We start from the raw sequence: 24,183 nt of genomic DNA on the forward strand, positions 1-24,183 counted from the left end.
GATCGGGCGTGCCCTGACGTTGAAAGCTAAGCAGACGTCATCCGAAGCCCCCTCCGGGGCTACGAATGACCGCCGACTTCGTCACCAGTATTTAGCGCTCCACGGCCTGGGCGCTATCGGACCAAGGAAGAAACCATCGCTGTAACAAGCGCTCCAGATCATCCACATACGTGAACGCGACCGGCACGACCAGCAGACTTAAAGCGGTTGACGTTACCAATCCACCAATCACCGCGATGGCCATAGGCTGACGGAAGCTGGCATCCGCTCCCAGCCCCAGTGCAATGGGCAGCATGCCCGCGATCATTGCCAAGGTCGTCATAACAATGGGCCGGACACGTTTGTGACATGCATTAACCAAGGCATCGAAAACGGACAGGCGTTGCTGGTGAATGCCCATCACGGCGTACTCTACTAGGAGGATAGAGTTTTTGGTCACAATGCCCATCAACATCACAAGACCTATCATGGACGGCAGGCTTAGCATGCCTCGGGTCACGAGCAGTGCGACAAAGGCCCCACCCACTGAAAGCGGGATGGCGAAGAGAATGGTCAGTGGTTGAAAGAAGTCACGGAAAAGAAGCACCAGCACGCAGTACACGCAGAACACCCCGATGACAATGGCCATGCCGAACCCACCCATCAGCTCAGCCATGATTTCCGCATCGCCGGTTTCGATCAGCTTGACGCTGGTGGGCATAGCCTGGATCGCGGGTAAAGCTTTAGCCAGGGTCAGCGCCTGCCCTAACGGCATGCCCCCCAGGTCTGCACTGACGGTGGCGTACCTGCGGCGGTCATAACGGTCAATCTGCGTAGGGCCACTCTCTACCGTCAGGCTGGCAACACTGGATAAGGGGATCAAGCCATCGCGACCACGAACCCGAAGATTAGCTATCGTTTCAAGGTCCTGTCTTGAGGTATCTGGAATTCGCACCTGAATCGCTACCTGACGATTGTCCAGGTTTAGCTTGGCCATTTTTGCGTCAAAGTCCCCATTGGTTGCAATGCGAACCGTCTCACCAATGGTTGATGTAGTAACACCACGTTCCGCTGCCTGCTGAGCGTCGGGGCGTACGATGATCTCGGGGCGCTCCAGGCTTGCCGTGGAGGTGATGTTGGCAAGACCCGGGACATCGCGAAGTTGCCGCTCCAGCGCCTGCGCTGTAGTTTTCAGCGCTGCTTTATCGTCACTGGAGAGAATCAGCGAGAGTTTCTCCCCCAGCCCCCCCGAGCCGATTGAAAAGCGGGCTCCGGGTACATCGCGCAGCGCGACGCGTACCTGAGTTTCGATCTCAACCTGGGCTGGGCGCGTGCCGCGAGGAGAAAGTACCATCGTCATGGTCGCCCTGCGTAATTCTGCCGCCTGTGTCTGCCCGCGTCCGGCAGGTTGGGCGACCCCCACGCTGGTCATTACATGCTCGATGCCGGGAATATGCTGGATTGCACGACTCACCGCTCCCGTCGTCGCTCGGGTCGCCTCCAAGCTGCTGCCAGGGGGCAACTCAATATTGATATTGCTATAGCCCTTGTCGGAGGCCGGCATCAGACCTGTCTCAAGCAGTGGCACAACCGCGATCGAAGCAGCGAATATAAGGACCGTACCCAACAGCGTGAGGCGCCTATGGGTAAGACACCATGTCACTGCGCTGAGGTAGCGTGTCATCAGCACGCCGTCCTTGGCCTCAACATGACCGCTATGGGTCTTGAGCAGATAGGCTGCCATCATTGGGGTCAGCACCCTGGCAACCAGCAATGAGGAGAGGACCGCCACCACCGCGGTCCAGCCGAACTGCTTGAAAAATAGTCCCGGTATGCCACTCATCATGGCGGTGGGTAAAAACACCACGACAAGGGTCATGGTGGTCGCCATAACCGCCAAGGCAATTTCGGTTACAGCATCACCGGCGGCCTGTTTGATCGGTTTGCCCATACGACTGTGACGCTCGATATTCTCAATCTCGACAATAGCGTCGTCCACCAAAATACCCACGATTACTGCCAATGCGAGCAGGGTCAGGGTATTGAGCGAGTAGCCAAGCCAGCTCATGACCAGGAACGTTGGCAGGATAGACAAGGGCAAGGCTGAAGCCGAAATCAAGGTTGCACGCCAGTCGCGCAGGAACCACCACACCACCAGCACGGCCAGTAGCGCGCCCTCGTAGAGCATGTGCATCGATCCTTCGTACTGCTCACGCGTATAGTCGACGGTTCCGCAGACCTTGGTAAAACTCAGGCTTGGATCGGTGCCGTGAAGCTTGTTGAGTGCGTCGGCCACACCGGCCGCCACTCGCGTCTCATCGAAATCCTTGGCACGGAATATCCTGAATCCGACCACGGGTTTGCCGTCCAGGGTGGCGATCTGAGTCCGGTCCGCGTAGCCATCCTTAACCACCGCGACCTGGTCCAGGTTGACGCGTCGCCCACTCTCCAGCACCACCGGCAGGCTGTTCAGTTCGGCAGCTGTACGCACAGTCGCAATGGTGCGCACCGCCTGTTCAGTGCCCCCCACCTGCCCTCTTCCGCCAGACGACTCTTGCTCAACCGTTTTCAACGCCCGTGATACATCCGCAGCTGTTGCCCCCATGGCAGCCAAGCTTGCCGGATCCACCTCTACCAATACTTGACGCTGGACACCGCCGACCCGCTCGAACTTGCCGATACCGGGCACGCCCAGGATAGTCTTGTTAATGGTGTCATCCACAAACCAGGACAGGGCCTCTTCGTCCATTCGCGAAGACGCCACGGCGTAGAGCAAGGTCGCCTCATCACCACCCACCCGCACCGCACTTATAGAGGGCTGCTCCAAGTCGCCAGGCAGATCGGAACGCACTTTATCCACTGCGTCTTTGGTTTCAATCAGGGCATCGGAGAGTTTCTTTTCCAGGATGAACTCAACGTTAATCGTGACCAGCCCGTCGACGATGGAGGTGCTGATGTGTTTGATACCTGACAACGTCGCCAGGGAATTCTCGACCTTACGTGCAACCTCGGTTTCCATTTGAGCTGGCGCAGCGCCAGGTTGCGTCAAAGCGATAACGACCGTTGGGAGATCAATGTCCGGCATGTTGGCAATTGGCAAGGCACGAAAGCCAAGGATCCCGGCCAAGGAAAGCAGGATAAAAAGCAGGATGGACGGAATGGGATTACGGATAGACCACGTGGCAAAGTTCATCATTCACTCCTGGGCCGCAACCGGCGCTGCGGTAACGTGGACCCGATCGCCGTCGTTCAAGAAGCCGGCGCCTTGCACGACGACTTTGTCTGTAACACCAAGCCCTAAAAGGATTTCCACCTCGGCGTTTTGTCGACGCCCCACGATCACTGGCTGCATACCGATGCGGTCACCCTCGAGCAGTTTGGGCACATAGCTGCGACCATCGCGGATCACTACGCTTGCAGCCGGTACCACCAGAGCGGAGCTTTCAGCGACGACGACCCTCCCTCTTGGATACATGCCAGCTCTTGCCAGGCTGCCGGGTTCAATATCCGCATAGACAATACCGAGCCTGGTCTGGCTATCCAGGCTGGGCGCCAGCTCGCGCGCTACCGCTACGGCTGAGGTACCGTCAGGCAATACCAGGCTGATACGCTGGCCGGGTTTGACTTGGGATAGCTGCACAGCTGTCAGTTCACCACGCCATTCCAGGCGACTTTGGCGAATCATTCGAAATAGCTCTTGTCCCGTCCCATACACCGCACCCACCGTTGCACTACGGGCGCTGATAACGCCATCATCCGGGGCGATCACTTTGGCGTACCGTATTTGCAAAAGCGTTCCTCGCAGCAATGCCTTCGCAACACCGGCCTGGGTCACATACTGGAGAACGTCCTGCTCACTCATGCCGCCAGTACCCTTGAGCTGCAAAGCGCGCTGGCTATTGGCTTCGGCCTGTTGCCAGGACGCCCTTAGCCGTGACTCGTCGGCACCCAACAGGTCGGCATCGAAAGTCGCCAGCAATTGCCCGCGCTTAACGCGGTCCCCCACGTTCACGAGCATTTCAGCCAATCTCAAGCCCGATACCTGGGAACCGATGATTGCCTCCTCCCATGGGGCAATAACCCCGCTGGCCTCAAGCGTTGCAGGCCACTGCACCAGCGTTGCTGTGGTGGTAGTCACAGCCATCGCGACGGCAGGCTGCATGGGTGCCAGCGTGGCGTTGGAGTGAGCGGTGAAGAACAGGACACCGCCGACCATCGCCCCAATGCATAGGGCAACGACACTGACTGACCTGCGGCCGAGACGGCCCGAAGAAAAAAACAAGTTATTCATGGGCTGTGTTGTCCGGAATTAGGGCGATTGCTCCGCCGGTGGCTTTGACTAGGGATATCCAGGCCTGAGCCTGGTCGCGACGCGCAGAAATCTGCGCGTCCTGTGCCGAGGCGAACTGGCGGCGACTGTCTTCGAGTTCGAACAGGCTGACAGCGCCAACCTTCCACTGAGCATCGGAAGCCAGCAGTGTGGTGCAAGCAGCGATCACACCTTCTCGGGTCGATGCACCCCGTAATTCGGCCGATGCCTGAGCAGCAATAGCGTTTTCCACGTCCTGAACGGTAGTGCGCAACGTGCCTTGCAGACTGGTTACTGCGCGCCTGTAGCGAGCGTCAGCGACTTTCACATTCGCAGCGCCTGTACCGCCATCGAACAGCGTGCCGCTCAGGCTGGGGCCAATGGACCACGTGTTGAAATCAAGACTGGAGCCTGCGGCGCGGATCCATTGACCGGTCAATGCTGCCGTCAGATCAATACGCGGCAGGCGGTTTGCGCGAGCAACAGCGATATCTGCCCAGGCAGCGGCGACTTCACGCTCAGCCGAGATAACATCCGGGTGTTGCACCAACACCGTTGCAGGCATTGCAGGTACCGCCGCCGGCGCTCGTGGCATGAACACGGGCGCCGCATCAGGCGTTGACGGAGCAACACCTACCAATGTCTTAACCCTGCTAGAACTCTGGCCGCTGAGGGCCACCAAAGCGTTCACCTGGCGAGCGCACTGTTCTTGCTGAGTCGCCAGATTGGTACGGGACGTCGCAAGGCCCGTGAGTATGCGAGCTTCGTCAACCGCAGCGGCAAAGCCGCTTTGCAGACGTCGTCGAGTCAGGGCGAGGGTTCTTTCCCGGGAAGCGATGTCATCAACCAGCACACGCCGACTGTTTTCGCAGGCACGCAGAGTCAGCACATCGTTCGCGATATCGGCTACCAGGGTCAGTCGCGTTGATGCGGCATCAGCCGTGCGAGCATCAAGGCGGTTCTGAGAAGCTTCAACCGACTCCCGAACCCGTCCGAAAAGATCAATCTCCCAGCTGAAGCTCGGCCCAACCGAAGCCGAGGTGCCAAGCACAGTGGTGCTGGAAGAAAAAGGAGACGTGTTCTGGCTTTGCTCCCGCGTCAAGCTCGCACTCGCACCGATGGTGGGCAGCGTATCTGCGGTAGTCACTCCCAGCGTCCCACGGGCTTCGTCGATACGCATAAGCGCTTGAAGCAACGTTGGGTTATCAGCAAGCGCCTTATCGATCAACTCGTCGACAGCATCATCACCGAGCTTCCGCCACCAGGGCTTTGCCGCCAGTGAAGGCTGATTGTCCTCGGGCGCCGACGCCCCAGACCAACCGGAGGGCGTGGCCAGGGTCGGCTTGGTATAGGCCGGCTGCAACGAACAACCACCAGATGCCAACAGCGATGCAGCGAATGCATACATCGCCAGCCGCCTGCAGCGCACCCACGCGTGCCCGTTACGCTTGGCACGACTGGCGTCACGTTTGATTTTTGAAGTCATCTCAGATAACCGAAAATAAAGCACGTTAAGACCTTAACGGCAGACGCAAAGCCTTAAGCTGGCGCGTCGAGAGTCAAGTCGACTCATCGTGGGCGGCAGCAACTTATTCTTTACCGTCAAAGCAACCCCGGCGTTTTTTGGGCTGACTCACGGCGACAGTGAAAAGCTTCGCCAGCCTCTCAATAAGCCCTAGTGCGAAACCACAATGTCGGAGATCGGGTAGCGCCACCTCTCTTCGATCCGTGCATCATCCGCGCGATACCCAAGGGCAATCACAAGAGGAATCACCGCACCCCGTGGGAGATCGAGAAGTTTGGCGACCTGCGACGCGGAAAACCCTTCCATCGGGCAGGAGTCGATGCCTTTGGCTGCTGCGCCAAGCATGATTGTTTGAGCAGCGAAGATCGCATTGCGTGCTGCCCATTGACGACCGCCGGTGTGCCCAATAGGGATCAGCGATAAGGTGGGACGGATAAGTGCGGCAAGAGACACCAGCGGTGACCAGAATGCCGAAGATCCAATGCCCAGGATTTTCTGGAACATGCCTACTTGCTTGCGATAGTAAGCCTTCGAGTCAGGGCCCAGTGTCGTCGAGCTTTCTACATGAGCGAGTTGCGCTCTGGCGGTTCGCAGGCCCATCGCGGGGCTGGCCACTACGACAACAAAGTCTGCCGCTGTCGCCGCCGCTTTCTGCCCATTGCAGGCCGCAGCGACTTTAGCTTTCAAGGCCGGCTCTCGAATCCAATGCAGCTCGTACGGCTGCATGTTCCCGCTGGAAGGTGCAAAAGCAGCTTCAGCAAGCAATGCATACACGTCACCTTCGGGAATCGTCGTCGAGTTGAATTTACGAATGGCCCTGCGGAAACGGTTCGCTGCTTGAAAGCCGTCCCAAGGAAGTACCGGGTGATGTGTATTCATGATTGAGTTGCTCTCGGTTGGTTAAGAACGTTGTGTTTCCTCAACTCAAATCGTAAGTTAAAGCTTATATTTTAAAAACTCGCGTTCTGGAGCGTCCCATGAACAAAAGCCGAACGACCGTAACCCCCCGTAAAATCCCGGCCCAGGCACGCTCCCGCGCAACTGTCGAAGCGATTATCCAAGCGGCGACTTACATTTTGACCAAGGTCGGCTGGGAAGGCCTGACGACCAATGCAATTGCAGAGCGCGCGGGCGTCAATATTGGTTCGCTCTATCAGTTTTTTCCGAACAAAGAGGCGGTTATCGCAGAGTTACAGCGACGTCATGCCGCTGCAACGCGAACCGATTTGCTTAACGCGTTGGAAGTTTTGCCAGGACAACCGTCTCTTCGAGAGGCGCTCACAATGATCGTGGAAATGATCGTCGCGGAGCATCGCATCGCGCCTGCGCTTCATAAGGCGATTCATGAAGAGCTGCCCCGCACCGTTCGCCAGGAAGACCATGAAAAAGATCATATGCAGCGACAGTTTTCAGACGTCCTGAGACCTTTCATGAAGAATGTTCCCGATCCGGATCTTTCGATCTATCTGATGGGCATCGCTGCGCATGCGATCATCCATACCGTGACGGCTGATCGGCCACAATTGTTGGGGGATCAGCGCTTTATTACTGAGGTTGTCACCCTGCTTGAAAACTATCTCTATAGGCAAAATGGGGACAGGACCTGATATTCCTCAGTGGCCCCCCTTCGATAAAATACCGTTGTTCGACGGCAATCCCCTGGCGCTCCGCCAAACCGGCGAATGCCTCATGCTGCGCTTCGTTCAGCGCCTCATAGAGCCAGATTGAAGTGTCCAAAATCATTAGGCCAGTTCATGGTGGGAGGGGCAATCAATAGTAAACGCGGATTCTGCAATATAGGGCACCTCGGCACGTGGCCATCTCAATCTGTGAATTGGCCTCCAGTGAGCCGTGCACAGCGGCGGTTAGTTGATCTTTATCAGCTGAGCCAGCAAAAAGCTGATTTTCGTCAACAGCCCACCCGAGCCTTGCACCATGGCCTGGGGGTATGTGTTACACGCATACCTCATGCTCAAACGTCATAATCCTATTTTTTGCGGCGTGTTAATCTGCTGCGACTATGAATAGGCATTGATCGTCAGTCGACAATGGCCCCAACCAGGAAAGATCATGCCAAAAAAGTCCCACTCAGCGCTTCGCCGCAATTTTCGTGAGCTGTTTGCAACGCCAACCTGCGTTGAAACCGCGTCCGTGTTCGACCCTATGTCGGCACGTATCGCCGCCGACCTGGGCTTCGAGGTCGGTATCCTGGGTGGCTCCGTGGCCTCGTTGCAGGTACTGGCAGCACCCGACTTTGCCTTGATCACGCTGAGTGAGTTCGTCGAGCAGGCTACCCGTATCGGCCGCGTCGCCCAGTTGCCTTTTATTGCCGATGCCGACCACGGTTACGGCAATGCACTCAACGTGATGCGCACCGTCGAAGAGCTTGAGCGCGCCGGCGTCGCGGCATTGACGATTGAAGACACGCTGCTGCCTGCACAATTCGGGCGCAAATCCACCGACCTGATTTCCATCCAGGAAGGCATCGGCAAGGTCCGCGCCGCCCTGGAAGCCCGTGTCGATCCTGAACTGTCGATCATCGCCCGGACCAACGCCGGCGTGTTGTCCACCGAAGCGGTGATCGAACGCACCCGGGCTTATCAGAAAGCCGGTGCCGACGGCATCTGCATGGTGGGTGTCAGCGACTTCGAGCACCTGGAGAAGATCGCGGAAAACCTCACCGTGCCGCTGATGCTGGTGACCTACGGCAATCCCAAGCTCAACGACGCCCAGCGTTTGGCGGATTTGGGCGTGCGCGTGGTGGTTGCCGGCCATGGCGCGTACTTTGCGGCGATCAAGGCTACTTACGACAGCCTCCGCGCCCAGCGCCAGCTGACCCACAGCACCTCGAACCTCAGTGCGACGGAGCTGACCCATACCTACACGCTGCCTGAAAGTTACGTGGCGTGGGCCAAGGAGTTCATGGACGTGGAAGAGTAATAACTGCGTGGAATAAGGGGCCAATTACTCCAGCGCCCTCGCCCTTGTTAGTTCAACTTAAAAACTCCCCATGGAAAAAATCCGCCGTAGCAACTACGGCGGCAACCAAAGGGTATTGTCGAAGCAGAGCGGCTAAGACAGTGCCCACGCTACACCTCCCGCCGATTAAAAATAGTGAAGTTTAATTAATCGAGTTTCATCCCCGGCACACCTGCAGGCCGCGCAAAATCTGCCTGGAGTCAGCTTCGGCAAACCCGTCGAAGACAATAAGAAACCGTAACGCCTCACTTTAAAACTCTGCCCATACAAGCGTGTACGCCTGCCAGACAGTGCGGCGTTTCTGTGCGCGTTCATTATTCCGGGGAAGTTAATAACATGATTAAACAGTGGAGCCTGTTGGCGCTGGCGGTGTGCGCCAGTATCAGCCCCGTGGCGTTTGCCGAGTCCGTCACGGACCAGGCCGACTCCAAGGGTTTTATCGACGGCAGCAGCGTCACCGGCTTGTTGCGCAACTATTACTTCGACCGCGACCGTGCGAGCGGCAAGGCCGACAACCGCGACTGGGCCCAGGGCGCCATGCTCAACTACGCCTCGGGCTTCACTCAGGGCACCCTCGGCTTTGGCGTGGATGCCTACGCCTACGGCGCGCTGAAACTCGACGCTACCCACGCGGACGCCGGCACCGGCGACCTGCCGACCGATCGGCACGGCGATCCCGAGAATGCCTACGGTTCCGTCGGTGCTGCGGTGAAACTCAAAATTTCCAAGACCCAGTTGAAGTTCGGTGACATGCAGCCCACCGCGCCGGTCTTCGCCACCGGCGGCACCCGCCTGCTGCCGCAGACCGCCACCGGCTTTGATCTCACCAGCAGCGAAATCAGCGGACTGGACCTGGAAGCCGGGCACTTCACCAGCACCAACAGCGGCATGACCAGCAACCATGACCACGATATCTACGCCACCTACGCCAACGTGGCGGCCAACAGCGCGAGCTTTGTCGGCGGCAAATACACCTTCACCCCGTCACTGAGCGCGACACTGTATGCCGGCGAACTGGAAGACATCTGGCGCCAGTACTACACCAACCTCAACTACGTCATCGCCCTGCCCCATGACCAATCCCTGGCCCTGGACGGCAACCTGTACCGCACCCTCGACACCGGCGCCGCTAAGGCCGGCGCGATCAACAACACCACCTACTCGGTGGCGGCGGCCTATTCGTTCCTGCAGGCGCATACGCTGACGCTGTCGTTCCAGAAGGTGCACGGCGACACGCCCTTTGACTACATCGGCACCGGCAACAACGGCGCAGGTGAAGGCGGCGACTCGGTGTTCCTGGCCAACTCGGTGCAGTGGGGCGACTTCAACGGGCCAGGCGAGCAATCGTGGGGGATTCGTTATGACTTGAACATGGCCAGTTATGGCGTGCCGGGGTTGAGTTTCATGAGCCGCTATATCAACGGTTCGGACATCAACGGCACCCACACCCCGGTCAACAGCGCCTATGCCGGCGATTACGGTGCCGACGGCGCCCATCACGAGACGGACGTGGAGGCCAAATACGTGATCCAGAGTGGTCCGGCGAAAAACCTGTCGTTGCGCGTGCGTGATGCCATCGTGGCGTCCAACGCCGACCAGCGCGATGGCGACTTGAATGAGCTACGGGTGATCGTCGACTACCCGTTCACCTTGCTGTAAAGGGAGCCTTGTCAGGAGAGGGAATGGCTCCCTCTCCACGCCTAAGACGCGATCAGCCTACCCAGCCGACGGCAGTTTTTGGAATCACTTCCGACTCATCCAGTTTCGACGCAAACATACTCACGGCCTGCACCGCATCACTGGTGCTGGTGCGGATCTGCAAAATCACCGAACCCGCCTGGTCGGCCAGGTTCACGCCGCGTTGCGCGCCCTCTTGGGTGGAGCTCATGCTGGCCACCGCGTCGCGGGTTTCCGACAGGATCATGCCGATCATTTCGGCGATTTCCGCAGTCGAGCGGCTGGTACGCCCCGCCAACTGCCTGACCTCATCGGCCACCACGGCAAAACCACGCCCTTGGTCGCCCGCACGGGCAGCCTCGATGGCCGCGTTGAGGGCCAACAGGTTGGTTTGGTCGGCGATGCCTCGAATGGTATTGACGATGGCGGTAATTTGCTCGGAGCGCTCGCCCAATTGCCCGACCAGACGCGCCGACGCGCCGATGTTCTCCGCGATCCGGCGCATTTCAGCGGCGGTTTCATGGATTACCTGGGTGCCATGTTCGGCAAACCGCTCGGTCTCGGAGGAAATATGGTAGGCCCGGGAGGCGCCGCGTGAGTCTTCCTCGAACTTTTCCACGCGTTCAGTGATGTCACTGGCAAACTTGACGATCTTGATCAGCGTGCCGTCGCCGTCGTAGACCGGGTTGTAACTGGCCTCCAGCCACGCGACACGGCCATGCTTGCCGAGACGTTTGAATTGCCCGGTGAAAAATTCACCGTTGTTCAAGCGTCGCCAGAAGTCGGTGTACTCGCTGCTGTTGATCAGGCTGGGTTCGCAAAACAGGCGGTGGTGCTTGCCTTTGATTTCGGCCAGCGTATAGCCCATGACGTGCAGAAAGTTCTCGTTGGCGTCCAGCACCTGACCGTTCAAGTCGAACTCGATCACTGCCATGGCCCGATCCACTGCGGCCAGTTTGCTGCGGGTCGCCGCCTCCTGTTCGACTTTGGCGGTGACATCCAGGGCGTACTTGACCACTTTCAGCACTTGGCCACGCTCATCCAGTACCGGGTTGTAGCTGGCTTCCAACCAGACCGTCTTGCCGTGGGCATCCACGCGCTTGAAGGTGCCCGATACGAACTTACCGGCCTTGAGCTCACCCCAGAACTGGCTGTAGGCGGGGCTGTTGGTCAGCACCGGCAAGCAAAAGTCCCGGTGGGATTTGCTCGCCAATTGGTCGCGACTGTAGCCCAGGGTTTTCAGGAAGTTATCGTTGGCACGCAGGACCTTGCCGTTGAGGTCGAATTCGACGACCGCCATGGAGCGTTCCAGGGCGCTGATCAGTCCTTTGTACTCGGTGACTTCGGCCGTCCTGGCCGCCAGTTCGGTTTTGAGTGTTGTATTGAACATGACGAGCCCTCAGCCGTGCGGAAAAACCTGTGTCTTGACTCGCTATCGGCTGGGAAATACGCGACTTTAAGGGGCGCAGCAGGATTATTTTCTGGCGTCAAATTATTGCTTGAGCCCGCAGGATTCAAGGCTTTGCGGCAAGCGAAGCCAAGCGCTCCCGCATACCGGTACTGGCCGCCGGGCCGGCCTGCAACACACAGTCCTCCAACGGCACGATGTGTCCCTCTGCACTCGCCAACATCGGCTGCACCGGCCGCCCCGTGTCCCGCTCGACCAACTCGACACTGGTGCCTTCTTCGGCGTAATGCCGGTTACCCCACGCCACCAGCGACATCAGCACCATGCGGAAATCCTCGCCCTTGGCGGTCGGCACATATTCATAGCGCGGCGGCCGCTCACTGTAGGCCCTGCGCTCCAGCATCCCCGCCTCCACCAACGCTGTCAGGCGGCGCGTGAGCATGTTTGGCGCAATGCCCAGGCTGCGCGAGAACTCATCGAAGCGGCGCAGCCCCTGCAACGCGTCGCGCATGATCAGGATGCTCCACCACTCCCCTACCCGGTCGAGGCTGCGGGCGATGGGACATTCGTCGCGGGTCAGGGACTTGCGTTGCATAAGGATTCCTTGGGGCCGGTGCACAGTTGTGTGACGCCATGTTACTTTCATCATGATAGTGACGTCCATAAGGTCTGGACCCTCAACGCAACCGGAGTCGATTGATCATGAGTAAACGTATCGTTGTGACAGGCATGGGTGCGCTGACACCGTTGGGCGCCGATGTGGAGTCAACCTGGAAGCGCCTGTTGAACGGGCAGTCGGGCATTCGTCGCCTGCCTGAAGAACTGATCGGCGACCTGGCCATCAGCATCGGCGGCCAAGTGCAGAGCGTGCTGCAGGACCCTGAAGCCGGGTTCGATCCTGATCGCCTGCTGGCGGCAAAAGAGCAGCGCAAGATGGACCGTTTTATCCTGTTCGCACTGGCGGCGGCCGACGAAGCCCTGAAGCAGGCCGGCTGGGCCCCGAACACCGCGCAGCAGCAGGAACGCACCGCCACCATCATTGCCTCGGGCGTCGGCGGTTTTCCGGCCATCGCCGAGGCGGTACGCACCACCGACAGCAAGGGGCCGCGACGTTTGTCGCCGTTCACCATTCCATCGTTCCTGAGCAACATGGCCGCCGGGCATGTGTCGATCAACTATGGCTTGAAAGGCCCGCTGGGAGCGCCGGTCACGGCCTGCGCGGCGGGGGTGCAGGCCATTGGCGACGCCGCGCGGATGATCCGTGCGGGCGAAGTGGATGTGGCAGTGTGCGGGGGAGCCGAAGCGGCGATCCACCGGGTCAGCCTGGGCGGCTTCGCCGCTGCACGGGCCTTGTCCAGCGCCTTCAACGACGCCCCCGAGCGCGCCTCGCGCCCGTTCGATCAGGCGCGGGACGGCTTTGTGATGGGCGAAGGCGCCGGCATCCTGGTCATCGAGGAACTGCAACACGCCCTGGCACGCGGTGCCCAGCCGATTGCCGAATTGGTGGGCTACGGCACCAGTGCCGATGCGTACCATATGACCGCCGGCCCGGAAGACGGTGACGGCGCGCGCCGGGCGATGACGCAGGCGTTGCGTCAGGCGGGGATCGAGGCGTCCGCGGTGCAGTACCTGAATGCCCACGCCACCTCGACGCCGGTGGGCGACAAGGGCGAATTGGCAGCTATCAGGACCGTATTCGGTGTCGGTGGCCAGCTGGCGATCAGCTCGACCAAGTCCGCCACCGGCCACTTGCTCGGGGCAGCAGGCGGGATCGAGGCGGTCTTCACCGTACTTGCCCTGCGCGATCAGGTCGCACCGGTGACCCTCAACCTGGAACACCCGGATGACCTGGCCGAGGGGCTGGACATGGTGCGCGGTGATGCGCGGCCGATGGCGATTGAATACGCGCTGTCCAACGGCTTCGGGTTTGGTGGCGTGAATGCCAGTGTGTTGTTCCGCCGCTGGGTATAAGCCAGCGGTTTGCCCCTGGGATTGTTTTCGGGGACCATGGCGCCTTTCCGTTATTGCCAACAAGAGGCGCCCATGGCCAACCACGACCTGTCCTACACCCCCGATCCGGATGCCGACTCGATTTCCTCCGACGTTGTCGGTTTCAACGGCATCCTGGTCTCCACCCAGATCCCGACCCGCGCCGACGGCAGCCTGGAACTGGGCGATATCACCCTGCAAAGCGAATGCACCCTGCAAGCGCTGAAAGTCGCGCTGGAAAAAGCCGGCAGCTCCATGGACCGGGTCATGCACCTGACCATTTATCTGACCGATATGGCCGACCGCGCCGCCTTCAATGAGGTCTACAAACGCTTCTTTGCCAAGCCCTGGCCCGTGCGCGCGGCGGTTGGCGTGGCTGCACTGGCGGTAGACGGCATGCGTGTGGAAGTCACCGCGATGGCCGCTCAAGCCTGAAGTAATGCCGGTCAGGCATTTCACAGCTACAATGCGCGCCTCAACCGTGACAAGCCTGACTAAAAAAACTATGTCCTTGCCCAAGCATCACCTGGAATTGCTCAGCCCTGCCCGCGATGTCGCCATCGCGCGCGAGGCCATCCTGCATGGCGCCGACGCCATCTACATCGGCGGCCCCAGCTTCGGCGCGCGCCATAACGCGTGCAACGAAGTGAGCGATATCGCTCAACTGGTGGAATTCGCCCGTCGTTACCACGCCCGCGTGTTCACGACTATCAACACCATCTTGCATGACAACGAACTCGAAGCCGCGCGCAAGCTGATCCATCAGCTCTACGACGCCGGTGTCGATGCGTTGATCGTGCAAGACCTGGGCGTGATGGAGCTGGATATTCCGCCCATCGAGCTGCACGCCAGCACCCAGACCGACATCCGCACCCTGGGCCGCGCCAAGTTCCTCGACCAGGCCGGGTTCTCGCAGTTGGTGTTGGCCCGCGAGCTGAACCTGCAGGAAATCCGCGCCATCGCCGACGAGACCGATGCCGCCATCGAGTTCTTTATCCACGGCGCCCTGTGCGTGGCCTTCTCCGGGCAGTGCAATATCTCCCACGCGCAAAATGGCCGCAGCGCCAACCGTGGGGACTGCTCCCAGGCCTGCCGCCTGCCGTACACCTTGAAAGACGACCAGGGCCGCGTCGTGGCCTTTGAAAAGCACCTGTTGTCGATGAAAGACAACAACCAGAGCGCCAACCTGCGCGCGCTGGTGGAAGCCGGCGTGCGCTCCTTCAAGATCGAAGGCCGCTACAAGGACATGGGTTATGTGAAGAACATTACCGCCTATTACCGCCAGCGCCTCGACGAAATCCTCGAAGACCGTCCGGACCTGGCCCGCGCGTCCAGCGGCCGTACCGCGCACTTCTTCCTGCCCGACCCGGAAAAAACCTTCCACCGTGGCAGCACCGACTACTTTGTCAGCGACCGCAAGATCGACATCGGCGCCTTCGACACCCCGACCTTCACCGGTTTGCCGGTGGGTGTGGTGGAAAAAGCCGGCAAGCGTGACCTGCAAGTGATCACCCATGAGCCGCTGTCCAACGGCGACGGCCTCAATGTGCTGGTCAAGCGCGAAGTGGTGGGCTTCCGCGCCAACATCGCCGAGCCCAAGGGCGAGTTCGAGGAAGACGGTGAGAAGCGCTACCGCTATCGCGTCGAGCCGAATGAAATGCCGGCCGGCCTGCATCAGTTGCGCCCGAACCACCCGCTGAACCGCAACCTCGACCACAACTGGCAGCAGGCGTTGCTCAAGACTTCGGCCGAACGCCGTATCGGCCTGTCATGGGTCGCACGTCTGCGCGAAGAACAGTTGGAAATCACCGCCACCAGCGAAGAAGGCATCCACGCCAGCGTCACCCTGCCCGGCCCGTTCGGCGTGGCCAACAAACCGGAACAGGCGCTGGACACCCTGCGCGACCTGCTTGGCCAACTCGGTACCACCGAGTATCACGCCACCCGCATCGAACTGGATGCACCGCAGGCATTCTTCATCCCCAACTCGCAGCTCAAGGCATTGCGCCGCGAAGTGATCGAAGCCCTGACCGCCGCCCGTGTTGCCGCCCACCCCCGTGGCGGGCGCAAGGCCGAGACCACGCCGCCGCCGGTGTATCCGGAAGCGCACCTGTCGTTCCTGGCCAACGTCTACAACCAGAAAGCCCGCGACTTCTACCACCGTCACGGGGTGAAGCTGATCGACGCAGCCTTTGAAGCCCATGAAGAGAAAGGCGAAGTGCCGGTGATGATCACCAAGCACTGCCTGCGTTTCTCCTTCAACCTCTGCCCTAAACAGGCCAAGGGGGTGACAGGGGTGAAGACCAAGGTCGCGCCGATGCAGTTGATTCACGGCGATGAAGTGCTGACGTTGAAGTTCGACTGCAAACCCTGCGAGATGCACGTGGTGGGCAAGATCAAGGGGCATATCCTTGGGTTGCCGCAGCCGGGCAGTGTGGTGGAGCATTTCAACCCGGAAAATATCATCTTTCAGGGCACGCACTGACCCTGTGGGAGCGGGGCCACCACCAGCCCCGCTGCAACCCCGCCGCCGCCAGCAGGATCGCCATCACCCCCAGCCATTGCAGCCAGCCCAGGCGATGCCCGAAGGCAATCCAATCGACGAAGATCGCCGCAATCGGGTAGATAAACGACAGTGCGCCGGTGATGGCGGTGGGCAGTTTCTGGATCGCGCCATAGAGCAACACGTACATCAAGCCGGTGTGCACCACACCGAGCGTGACCAATGCCGCCCAGGCGTTGGTGGTGGCAGGCAAGCTGTTCCAAGGCACCAAGGGCGCCAGTAACACTGCGCCGGTGGTCACCTGGATCAACGCCATCAAATGCGGTGGTACGTCCTTCAAACGCTTGATGATCAGTGCGGCAATCGCATACAGCAATGCCGCGCCCAGCGCCAAGGCGATGCCCGCCAGATAATCGTCGCCGGTTGGCTGATTACCATGGGCGGTGACGATCGCCAGCATTCCCAGGAACGCCACGCTCAACCACGCCAGTTTCTGCACGGTGATCTTTTCGCCCAGGAACAGCGCTGCCAGCATCACCAACATGAACGGCTGCACGTTGTACACCGCCGTGCTGATGGCGATCGACGCGCGGGAATAGGATTCGAACAGCAGCAACCAGTTGCCGACAATCGCCACGCCACTGAGCATCGCCAGGCCGAACGTGGCCCAACTGAGCAGGTCCAGGCGCAGGTAGCCGAGCAGCGCGCACACCAGCAACAGGGTCAGGCCGCCGATCACGCAGCGCCAGAACACCACTTCGATCACCGACACGCCGGACACCAGCACAAACCAGCCGATGGTGCCCGAGATCAGCATGGCGGCGATCATTTCCCACGAACCGAGACGGATGGATGAATCCATGATTGATGCTCCTCAAGTGAGGCTCAATTATGGCAATCTGCTGGTGAGCGGCTCCAGTGGGTAAAAAAGGCAGAATCCCGCAATCACCTTTTCTTATTAGGCGAACACCATGATTGACACCATCGACCAGCAACTAATCGCCGCCTTGACGGATGACTCGCGGTTGTCCCTCAAGGCCCTGGCGGGCAAAACCGGGCTGTCCTCGCCCAGCGTCGGCGAACGCCTGCGCCGCCTGGAAGAACGTGGCGTGCTGACCCACTACACCGTCGACATCGACCCCAGGCACTTCGGCTACCTGCTGCAAGCCATCGTGCGCATCCGTCCCCTGCCCGGCAAATTGCAGGAGGTGGAGCGGCAGATCCAGGCGATACCCGAATTCACCGAATGCGACAAGGTCACCGGCGAAGACTGCTTCATCGCACGCCTGCATGTGCGCACCATGGACCATCTCGACAGCCTGCTGGATCGGATCAATGCCTACGCCGAAACCAACACCGCCATCGTCAAGAAAACCCCGGTAAAGCGACGTTTGCCGCCGCTGACCAACGACTGAACAACAACACACCGATTCTTGTGGAGAGTGGGCCGGGTGTGGTGAGCGGGCTTGTTTGGGCAAGCAGGCTTCCTGTGGCAGGCAGGCTTGTTGTAGTAAGCAGGCCTGTTGTGGTGAGCGGGGCTGTTGTGGTGAGCGGGCTTGCCCCGAGCTGGGGCGCGAAGCGGCCCCTAAACCTGACCACTCACCATGCCTGGATAAACGCGGTGCCTTTATTGGGGCTGCTTCGCAGCCCAGCGCGGGGCAAGCCCGCTCACCACAACAAGCCCGCTCACCACAACAGGCCCGTTCACCACAACAAGCTCACTCACCACAACAGGTCTGCTCACCACAACAGCCCCACCCACAACGGGAGCCTAGTCGTGAAGGGCCTTTGCAGCGGGCAGCAAACTTTGAAACTTGTGATAACGCGCCGCCAACACCGGCTGCTGCAACAGGTCAGGCTTATATCGCGCCTTGACCGGCATCCCCGCCGCGAGCAGCTCCGCCCCCTGCCCCATCGCCACAAACCCGAGCTTTGCCGCGCCAATACACGCGCTCAATTCACTGCCCTGCAAGGTGAAGATTTCCCGCTGCAGGATATTCGCCAGCAGCTGCGCCCAGTACTCACTGCGCGCACCACCGCCCACCAGGGCCAAAGCGGTAACGTCGGCGCCGGTCGATTGCACCGCGCGCAACGCATCAAGCAAACCGAAACCCACCCCTTCCATCACCGCGTAACCGAGCATCCCCGGCGTGCAATCGTGGCCCAGGTTCATAAAGCCGCCGCGCAGCAAAGGATCATTGTGGGGTGTGCGTTCGCCGGCCAGGTACGGCAGGAACAACGGCGTCCCTAAAGGCACGTGCTGCTCAATCGGCAATTGCGCCCGCACCTGCTCCAGTAACGTCTGTTCATCGGCCATGCCCGTCAGCCGTGTGACCCAGCGCAGGCAACTGGCGCCGGCGAGCATGGCGCCCATGGTGTACCAGCGGTTGGGCAGCGCGTGGCAGAAGCTGTGCACTGCACTGGCCGGGTTGCCTGCAGCGTGATCGGTGATCGCAACAATGGCCGCGCTGGTGCCAAGGGTAATGAAGCCATCACCGGCATTGACCGCGCCGATGCCGACCGCCGCCACAGGGTTGTCACCGCCACCGCCGGCAATCACCACCTCAGCTGACAGGCCCAGTCCCGTGGCCGTCAACAACGCGCTCGCGGCACCACCCTCCACCAGCCTGGGCAATTGCCCGGGCGTAAGGCCTGTAGCGCGAACCATAGGGGTAAACCATGCCCGCCGCGCCACATCCAGCCACAACGTACCCGCCGCGTCGGACATCTCGCTGATGCGCTCGCCACTCAAACGCAAGCGCAGGTAATCCTTGGGTGACAGCACGCAGTCAATCGCCTGGAACACCTCGGGCTCATGCCGTTGCAGCCACAGCAGTTTCGGCGCGGTCAGCCCGGCCATGGGCAGGCTGCCGGTGACGTCGGCGAAGCCGGGACCCAGTTGTTCGACCTCGGCCACGGCACGGGAGTCGTCCCACAGGATCGCCGGGTACAACACGCGGTTGTCCGCCCCCAGCAACACCGCGCCGTGCATCTGCCCCGACAGGCCGATACAGGCCACGCGGGTAAACGCCTCGTGTCCGCGCAGTTGCGCCAACGCCTGCAAGCAGGCTTGCCACCAGTCTTCCGGCGCCTGTTCAGACCAGCCGCTGTGCCGGCGCGACACGCTCAAGCGCACGCCGGCATGGGCCAGCACCGCGCCCGTGGCGTCCATGAGGATGGCTTTGAGTTCCGATGTGCCCAGGTCAATGCCCAGGGAAACAGGACTGTTCATGCGTGTGTTATTCCCATCAAGGACAGCCACAGGAGTTACGTAACTGCAGGGTCGGCGCCAGGCGCACGCTCTGGGGCGGTGCGTCAGGCGACGCCATACGTTGCAGCAACAGGTCGACCGCGCGGGCGCCAAGGGCCTTGACCGGCTGTGCGATCAGGCTCAGGCGCGGCACGAAAAAATCCGCCCAGTCAAAACCATCAAACCCCACAAGGGCCATTTGTCTCGGCACTTCAAGCTGCGCGTCACGCAGAGCGTGCATCGCGCCGAGGGTCATCAGGTTATTGCCGGCCATGATCGCCGTGGGTGGCGAAGCCAGGCCCAGCAACTGCGCCGTGGCTTGGCGCGCCGGTTCGGTGTTGGAGCCACCGTTGACCAGCAGCTGCGGATCGAAGGCCAGCCCCGCCGCGTGCAACGCCGCGCGGTAACCCGCTACCCGCTCATCCGTAGTACTGAAACCCGTGCGCCCGGCGATAAAGCCGATGCGGCGGTGCCCGTGACCGATCAGGTGCTCAATCAGGGCCTGGGTGGCCTGGGCATTCTCCACCCCGACCTGGTCAAACTGCTCGCTCATCATGCGGTCCACCAGCACCGCCGGAATCTCGTTGGCGCGCAGGTATTCCAGGGCCATCGAGCCGTTCGACGGCGCCAGCACGATACCGTCGACCCGCCGATGATGCAGCGCCATGACGACCCGCAGCTCCTGCTCCGGGTCGTCGTGGGTGTCGACAAACAGCATCATGTAGCCGTGCTTGGCGCACTCGGTTTCAATCGCGTGCACCGTCTCGCTGAAGTAATGGTTGGACAGCGCCGAGATCGCCACGCCGATCGTGTTGGTACTCGACCGCGCCAGCGAGCGCGCCAGGGTGTTGGGGATATACCCCAGCGCCTGGATCGCCCGCTGCACCGCCAGCACCGTGGCCGGGCTGACCTTGCGGGTGCCGTTCAACACGTGTGACACGGTCGACGTCGACACCCCCGCCCTGCTTGCCACGTCATCCATGGTCACCACGACGCTGTTCCTCTCACGCTATCAATGTTTACTCGACCAGCCACTGTACGTACCGACGTTGTCGCGGGTGATCAGTTTTGGCGTGAGCAGGGTCACCGCTTCGGCCGGGGCCTTGTCGTTGAGCAGGTCATTGCCGACATTCACCGCCGTCTGCGCCATGGCCCACGGGTCCTGGCTGGCTGACGCCTGGATCTGGGTATCGGTCTTCAGCGCGTTCTCGATATCCGGCGCGCCGTCCACCGAGGTGATGATGATGCCGCTGCGCTTGAGCTGCTTGGCCGCCAGGTCGCTGCCGATGGCCTGCGGGTCGTTGATCGCAAACAGGCCGTCGATTTTCGGGAAGCGCGTGAGGTAGCCCTGCATCACGTTCAGGCCGCCTTCGCGGGAGCCTTTGCCGTCCTGGTCGTCGGACAGCACCTTGATCTCCGGCGCGCCGGCCAATGCGGCTTTACAGCCTTTGACGCGGTCGGTCACGGCGGTGACTTGCGGGCCATTCTGGATAATCACGTTGCCCTTGCCGGCAAGCTTGTCCACCAGGTATTGGCAGGCCAGCTTGCCGGCTTCGACGTTGTCGGTCTGCACGGTGGCATTCACGCCCTTGGCGTCCACATCCACCGCCACCACGACGATGCCGGCATCGCGGGCTTTCTTGATCGCCGAGGCCATGGCCGAAGGGTCGACGGCGTTGATCAGGATCAGGTCGACCTTGGACGAGACAAAGTTGTCGATCTGCGAAAATTGCTTGCTCAGGTCATAGTCGGCGGACACCGAGGTGACCTTGACGTTGGGGTTCAGCTCCTTGGCCCGGGCCGTGGCGCCATCGGCCAGGGTCACGAAATACGGGTTGCCGAGCGAGCCCATGCTGATGCCCAGGGCCTTGAGTTCACGGGCCTCTGCGGCTTGGGACATCAGGGCAGCCAAGGCAATGACGGGAAACATGCGTTTAAGGTTCATGCGGGTCTCTCTTGTGATTGTTATGGGAGTGAAATCAGGTCCGCGCACCGGACTGGCGATAGCGATCCAGCGCGACCGCGCCGATGATCACGATGCCCTTGATGATGTACTGCCAGATGTCCGACACCCCCAGCAGCACCAGGCCGTTGGTGAGTACCGCGATGATCAGCGCGCCGATCAGCGTGCCGCCGATGGTGCCGACGCCACCGGTAAAACTGGTACCGCCGAGGATCACCGCGGCAATCGCATCCAGCTCGTAGGATTGCCCCAGTTGCAGGCCATTGGCGGCGAACAGGCGCGAGGCGCTCATCACCGCACCCAGCCCGGCCAACGCGCCGGACATGGCGTAGACGAACAGCAGCACCTTCCACACCTTGATCCCGGAGAGTCGCGCCGCTTCGGGGTTGCCGCCTACCGAATAGATCTGCACGCCCATCACCGTGCGCCGCAGGATGAACCACGACAGCGCCACCACCGCCACGGCGATCACCACCAGCCAGGGCACGCCGAGGATCGAGTCGTTGCCGATAAAGGCAAACGGCAGGTCGGGGTTGAACACGGTCTTGTCATCCGCCAGCAAACGCGCCAGGCCGCGCATGGCGGTGAGTGCGCCAAGGGTGACGATAAACGGCGGCAGGCGCATAAAGGCAATCAACCCGCCGTTGACCAGGCCCAGCAGCAGGCCGAAGCCGATACCGGCGGCAATCCCGAACATGCCGAACTGCGGCGACATCGACGCCTGCAACGCCACCACGGCCGACGCCGCCAGGATCGCCCCTACCGACAGGTCGATCCCCGCCGTGAGGATCACAAAGGTCATGCCCGCCGCCAGCACCACGTTGACCGAGGCCTGCTGGGTGATGATCGACAGGTTCTGCATGGTCAGGAAGTTCTCGCTGGCCAGGGCGAAGCCCACCAGCAGCAAAATCAGCACCGGCAACATGCCGACGGTGCGCATCAGTTCGCGGGCACGTTCGGCCTTGCCTGTTGTTGCAATCATTGAATCAGCCATGGGCAACCACCTGATCGCCACCGGTGGCGAGGTCAATAATACGTTCCTGGGAGATGACGTGGCCGGAGGCCCCGCCGACTTCGGCCACCAACTGGCCTTCGCGCATGATCAGCACCCGGTCGCAGGTGCCGATGATTTCCGGCAGCTCGCTGGAGATCACCACGATGCCCACGCCGGCCTGCGCCAGTTGATTGATGATGCGGTAGATCTCGGACTTGGAGCCGATGTCCACGCCGCGTGTGGGTTCGTCGAGGATCAGCACGTGGGGCTTGACCTCCAGCAGCCGCGCCAGCAGGACCTTCTGCTGGTTGCCGCCGGACAGCGTGCCGACATTGACCTTGCCCGACGCCACGCGAATCGACAGTGACTTGATTGCATCATTGGCACGTTTCAAGCCATGACCACGGTCGAGCACGCCACCGGCGCGGGCATCCGGCACACAGGCGCAGACGTTGATGTTGTCGGCCACGCTCATGTCCAGGAACAGGCCCTGGGCCTTGCGGTCTTCGGTGAGGTACACCACGCCGGCACGAATCGCATCCGCCGGGTTGCGCAGTTGGGTCACGGTCTTGCCCACCACTTCCAGGGTGCCGCTGGTGCGCGGATCGGCGGCGAAGATCAGCCGCGCCAACTCGGTGCGCCCTGCCCCCACCAGCCCGGCGATACCCAGCACTTCACCGGCATGCAGGTCGAAACTGCAATTACGCACGCGCTTGCCATCGGCCATATCACGCACACGCATCACCACCGCGCCGGGGTCGTAGGCGGCGTGTTCCTTCTTGTAGAAACCGGACAGATCGCGGCCCACCATCATCTTCACGAGGACTTCGGCCGACAGCGCGTCGCGACTCAGCTCGCCGATGTATTGGCCGTCGCGCAGCACCGAGACACGGTCCGACAGTTCATAGATCTCGGCCATGCGATGACTGATGTAGATGATCGCCAGGCCCTGGCTGCGCAGTTGCTTGATCAGCGCAAACAGACGGTCGGTCTCGCGCGACGACAGCGGCGTGGTCGGTTCGTCCATCACCAGGATCCTGGCGTGGGCGTGCAAGGCCCGGGCAATTTCCACCAGCTGACGCTCGGCAATCGACAGGCTGCTGACCTTAGTGGCCGGGGTGAATTCGGCGCCCAGGCGTTGCAGCACTTCGACGCAACCGGCTTGCATGCCCTGGCGGTCGATGGTCCAGCCACGGCGCAGTTCGCGGCCCAGGTAGATGTTCTCGGCCACGCTCAGGTTCGGGCACAGGCTCAATTCCTGGTAGATCACGGCGATGCCGAGGGCTTTGGCGGTGGCGGGGGTAAAGGTGGCGACGGCCTGGCCGGCCATGCGGATTTCACCGCCGGGATCGGCCTGGTAAGCGCCGGAGAGGATTTTCATCAGGGTCGATTTGCCGGCGCCGTTCTCCCCCATCAAGGCGTGGATTTCGCCGGGGTAGACCTTCAGGCCGACATTCTTGAGCACGCGCAAACCGTTGAAGGTTTTGCTGATGCCCTGCATCTCGAGCAAGGGTTCAAGGCTCATCAATGAGCTCCTGGTTTTATTATTTTTGTCGTTCAGCCCTCTTTGATCAGAGCCGATTGCCACCGACTCTAATCAGATACAT

The 24,183-nt window shown here is 60.9% G+C and carries 19 protein-coding genes and 1 pseudogene; 7 read left to right on the forward strand and 13 right to left on the reverse strand.

Translation table 11 applies throughout. The annotated features are described in order from the left end of the window. Positions 1-91: 91 nt before the first annotated feature. The 4 genes from C8K58_RS04505 to C8K58_RS04520 form a co-directional block, all read right to left on the reverse strand. Complete coding sequence (locus C8K58_RS04505; RefSeq protein ID WP_043293557.1) at positions 92-3,172, reverse strand: efflux RND transporter permease subunit; 3,081 nt, start codon at positions 3,170-3,172, stop codon at positions 92-94. Positions 3,173-3,175: 3 nt separating this feature from the next. Beyond that, positions 3,176-4,270 carry an efflux RND transporter periplasmic adaptor subunit gene (locus C8K58_RS04510; RefSeq protein WP_027605827.1) on the reverse strand — a complete coding sequence of 365 codons (1,095 nt, stop codon included), beginning with the start codon at positions 4,268-4,270 and terminating at the stop codon, positions 3,176-3,178. Next, complete coding sequence (locus C8K58_RS04515) at positions 4,263-5,774, reverse strand: efflux transporter outer membrane subunit (RefSeq protein WP_223841582.1); 1,512 nt, start codon at positions 5,772-5,774, stop codon at positions 4,263-4,265. Before C8K58_RS04515 ends, C8K58_RS04510 begins: the two co-directional genes overlap by 8 nt. 189 nt (positions 5,775-5,963) lie before the next feature. Further along, positions 5,964-6,692 carry a nitroreductase family protein gene (locus C8K58_RS04520; protein WP_027605825.1) on the reverse strand — a complete coding sequence of 243 codons (729 nt, stop codon included), beginning with the start codon at positions 6,690-6,692 and terminating at the stop codon, positions 5,964-5,966. 98 nt (positions 6,693-6,790) lie between these two features. Between C8K58_RS04520 and C8K58_RS04525 the strand changes: the two genes are divergently transcribed. The 3 genes from C8K58_RS04525 (at position 6,791) to C8K58_RS04540 (ending at position 10,451) form a co-directional block, all read left to right on the forward strand. After that, entirely contained in the window at positions 6,791-7,420 is a 630-nt protein-coding gene (locus tag C8K58_RS04525) for a TetR/AcrR family transcriptional regulator (protein WP_027605824.1), read from the forward strand. A 463-nt stretch (positions 7,421-7,883) separates the two neighbouring features. After that, positions 7,884-8,753, forward strand: coding sequence for an oxaloacetate decarboxylase (locus tag C8K58_RS04535; protein WP_027605823.1), 870 nt, complete (start codon positions 7,884-7,886; stop codon positions 8,751-8,753). A 375-nt stretch (positions 8,754-9,128) separates the two neighbouring features. Beyond that, the gene (locus tag C8K58_RS04540; RefSeq protein ID WP_027605822.1) at positions 9,129-10,451 is read left to right on the forward strand and encodes an OprD family porin; all 1,323 of its coding nucleotides are present in this window, start codon (positions 9,129-9,131) and stop codon (positions 10,449-10,451) included. Between the two features lie 52 nt (positions 10,452-10,503). Here C8K58_RS04540 and C8K58_RS33015 read toward each other — a convergent pair whose 3' ends face one another. From C8K58_RS33015 to C8K58_RS04550, 3 genes and pseudogenes are all read right to left on the reverse strand, one after another. Continuing rightward, a complete protein-coding gene (locus tag C8K58_RS33015; RefSeq protein WP_223841639.1) occupies positions 10,504-11,088 on the reverse strand; it encodes a methyl-accepting chemotaxis protein in 585 nt (194 codons plus the stop codon). A gap of 3 nt (positions 11,089-11,091) precedes the next feature. Beyond that, positions 11,092-11,859 (reverse strand): annotated as a pseudogene (locus C8K58_RS33020) (PAS domain-containing protein); the annotation flags it as partial. 124 nt (positions 11,860-11,983) lie between these two features. Next, positions 11,984-12,472: a helix-turn-helix domain-containing protein gene (locus C8K58_RS04550; RefSeq protein WP_027605820.1), complete on the reverse strand. Its 489-nt coding sequence runs from the start codon at positions 12,470-12,472 to the stop codon at positions 11,984-11,986. 107 nt (positions 12,473-12,579) lie between these two features. Between C8K58_RS04550 and fabF the strand changes: the two genes are divergently transcribed. The 3 genes from fabF (at position 12,580) to C8K58_RS04565 (ending at position 16,351) form a co-directional block, all read left to right on the forward strand. Next, on the forward strand, positions 12,580-13,848 hold the full coding sequence (gene fabF / locus C8K58_RS04555) for a beta-ketoacyl-ACP synthase II (RefSeq protein WP_108573140.1): 1,269 nt from the start codon (positions 12,580-12,582) through the stop codon (positions 13,846-13,848). Positions 13,849-13,920: 72 nt separating this feature from the next. Further along, complete coding sequence (locus C8K58_RS04560) at positions 13,921-14,301, forward strand: RidA family protein (protein WP_027605818.1); 381 nt, start codon at positions 13,921-13,923, stop codon at positions 14,299-14,301. Positions 14,302-14,371: 70 nt separating this feature from the next. Continuing rightward, a complete protein-coding gene (locus C8K58_RS04565) occupies positions 14,372-16,351 on the forward strand; it encodes a U32 family peptidase (RefSeq protein ID WP_027605817.1) in 1,980 nt (659 codons plus the stop codon). Here the strand turns inward: C8K58_RS04565 and C8K58_RS04570 are convergent. Next, the gene (locus C8K58_RS04570; RefSeq protein WP_027605816.1) at positions 16,329-17,231 is read right to left on the reverse strand and encodes a DMT family transporter; all 903 of its coding nucleotides are present in this window, start codon (positions 17,229-17,231) and stop codon (positions 16,329-16,331) included. The genes C8K58_RS04565 and C8K58_RS04570 overlap by 23 nt on opposite strands. Positions 17,232-17,340: 109 nt before the next feature. Here C8K58_RS04570 and C8K58_RS04575 point away from each other — a divergent pair, with 109 nt between their 5' ends. Beyond that, entirely contained in the window at positions 17,341-17,784 is a 444-nt protein-coding gene (locus tag C8K58_RS04575; RefSeq protein WP_108573142.1) for an Lrp/AsnC family transcriptional regulator, read from the forward strand. 356 nt (positions 17,785-18,140) lie between these two features. Here the strand turns inward: C8K58_RS04575 and xylB are convergent, their stop codons facing one another. Genes xylB through C8K58_RS04605 form a run of 5 tightly spaced genes read right to left on the reverse strand, consistent with a single transcriptional unit; the run spans position 18,141 to position 24,101 of the window. Further along, positions 18,141-19,601 (reverse strand): xylulokinase, encoded by a 1,461-nt coding sequence (gene xylB / locus C8K58_RS04585; RefSeq protein ID WP_108573145.1) that lies wholly within the window; start codon positions 19,599-19,601, stop codon positions 18,141-18,143. A 16-nt stretch (positions 19,602-19,617) separates the two neighbouring features. Next, positions 19,618-20,610: a LacI family DNA-binding transcriptional regulator gene (locus tag C8K58_RS04590; RefSeq protein WP_027605813.1), complete on the reverse strand. Its 993-nt coding sequence runs from the start codon at positions 20,608-20,610 to the stop codon at positions 19,618-19,620. A 21-nt stretch (positions 20,611-20,631) separates the two neighbouring features. Beyond that, on the reverse strand, positions 20,632-21,564 hold the full coding sequence (locus C8K58_RS04595; protein ID WP_108573147.1) for an ABC transporter substrate-binding protein: 933 nt from the start codon (positions 21,562-21,564) through the stop codon (positions 20,632-20,634). 34 nt (positions 21,565-21,598) lie between these two features. Next, positions 21,599-22,576, reverse strand: a complete 978-nt coding sequence (locus C8K58_RS04600; RefSeq protein ID WP_027605811.1) for a ribose ABC transporter permease — start codon at positions 22,574-22,576, stop codon at positions 21,599-21,601. Further along, positions 22,569-24,101: a sugar ABC transporter ATP-binding protein gene (locus tag C8K58_RS04605; RefSeq protein ID WP_108573149.1), complete on the reverse strand. Its 1,533-nt coding sequence runs from the start codon at positions 24,099-24,101 to the stop codon at positions 22,569-22,571. Before C8K58_RS04605 ends, C8K58_RS04600 begins: the two co-directional genes overlap by 8 nt. Between the last annotated feature and the right edge of the window lie 82 nt (positions 24,102-24,183).

The sequence above is a fragment of the Pseudomonas sp. GV047 genome (assembly GCF_003058245.1).
In the GTDB taxonomy this organism is placed as follows: Bacteria; Pseudomonadota; Gammaproteobacteria; order Pseudomonadales; family Pseudomonadaceae; genus Aquipseudomonas; species Aquipseudomonas marginalis.

Excerpts from the sequence above, each read along its gene's own strand:
- C8K58_RS04515 (WP_223841582.1), bottom strand. The coding sequence starts at position 5,774 with ATGACTTCAAAAATCAAACGTGACGCCAGTCGTGCCAAGCGTAACGGG.
- C8K58_RS04510 (WP_027605827.1), bottom strand. The coding sequence starts at position 4,270 with ATGAATAACTTGTTTTTTTCTTCGGGCCGTCTCGGCCGCAGGTCAGTC.
- C8K58_RS04560 (WP_027605818.1), top strand. The coding sequence starts at position 13,921 with ATGGCCAACCACGACCTGTCCTACACCCCCGATCCGGATGCCGACTCG.
- C8K58_RS04570 (WP_027605816.1), bottom strand. The coding sequence starts at position 17,231 with ATGGATTCATCCATCCGTCTCGGTTCGTGGGAAATGATCGCCGCCATG.
- C8K58_RS04575 (WP_108573142.1), top strand. The coding sequence starts at position 17,341 with ATGATTGACACCATCGACCAGCAACTAATCGCCGCCTTGACGGATGAC.
- C8K58_RS04535 (WP_027605823.1), top strand. The coding sequence starts at position 7,884 with ATGCCAAAAAAGTCCCACTCAGCGCTTCGCCGCAATTTTCGTGAGCTG.
- C8K58_RS04505 (WP_043293557.1), bottom strand. The coding sequence starts at position 3,172 with ATGAACTTTGCCACGTGGTCTATCCGTAATCCCATTCCGTCCATCCTG.
- C8K58_RS04520 (WP_027605825.1), bottom strand. The coding sequence starts at position 6,692 with ATGAATACACATCACCCGGTACTTCCTTGGGACGGCTTTCAAGCAGCG.
- C8K58_RS04600 (WP_027605811.1), bottom strand. The coding sequence starts at position 22,576 with ATGGCTGATTCAATGATTGCAACAACAGGCAAGGCCGAACGTGCCCGC.
- C8K58_RS04605 (WP_108573149.1), bottom strand. The coding sequence starts at position 24,101 with ATGAGCCTTGAACCCTTGCTCGAGATGCAGGGCATCAGCAAAACCTTC.
- C8K58_RS04565 (WP_027605817.1), top strand. The coding sequence starts at position 14,372 with ATGTCCTTGCCCAAGCATCACCTGGAATTGCTCAGCCCTGCCCGCGAT.
- C8K58_RS04525 (WP_027605824.1), top strand. The coding sequence starts at position 6,791 with ATGAACAAAAGCCGAACGACCGTAACCCCCCGTAAAATCCCGGCCCAG.
- C8K58_RS04540 (WP_027605822.1), top strand. The coding sequence starts at position 9,129 with ATGATTAAACAGTGGAGCCTGTTGGCGCTGGCGGTGTGCGCCAGTATC.
- xylB (WP_108573145.1), bottom strand. The coding sequence starts at position 19,601 with ATGAACAGTCCTGTTTCCCTGGGCATTGACCTGGGCACATCGGAACTC.
- C8K58_RS04550 (WP_027605820.1), bottom strand. The coding sequence starts at position 12,472 with ATGCAACGCAAGTCCCTGACCCGCGACGAATGTCCCATCGCCCGCAGC.
- C8K58_RS04595 (WP_108573147.1), bottom strand. The coding sequence starts at position 21,564 with ATGAACCTTAAACGCATGTTTCCCGTCATTGCCTTGGCTGCCCTGATG.
- fabF (WP_108573140.1), top strand. The coding sequence starts at position 12,580 with ATGAGTAAACGTATCGTTGTGACAGGCATGGGTGCGCTGACACCGTTG.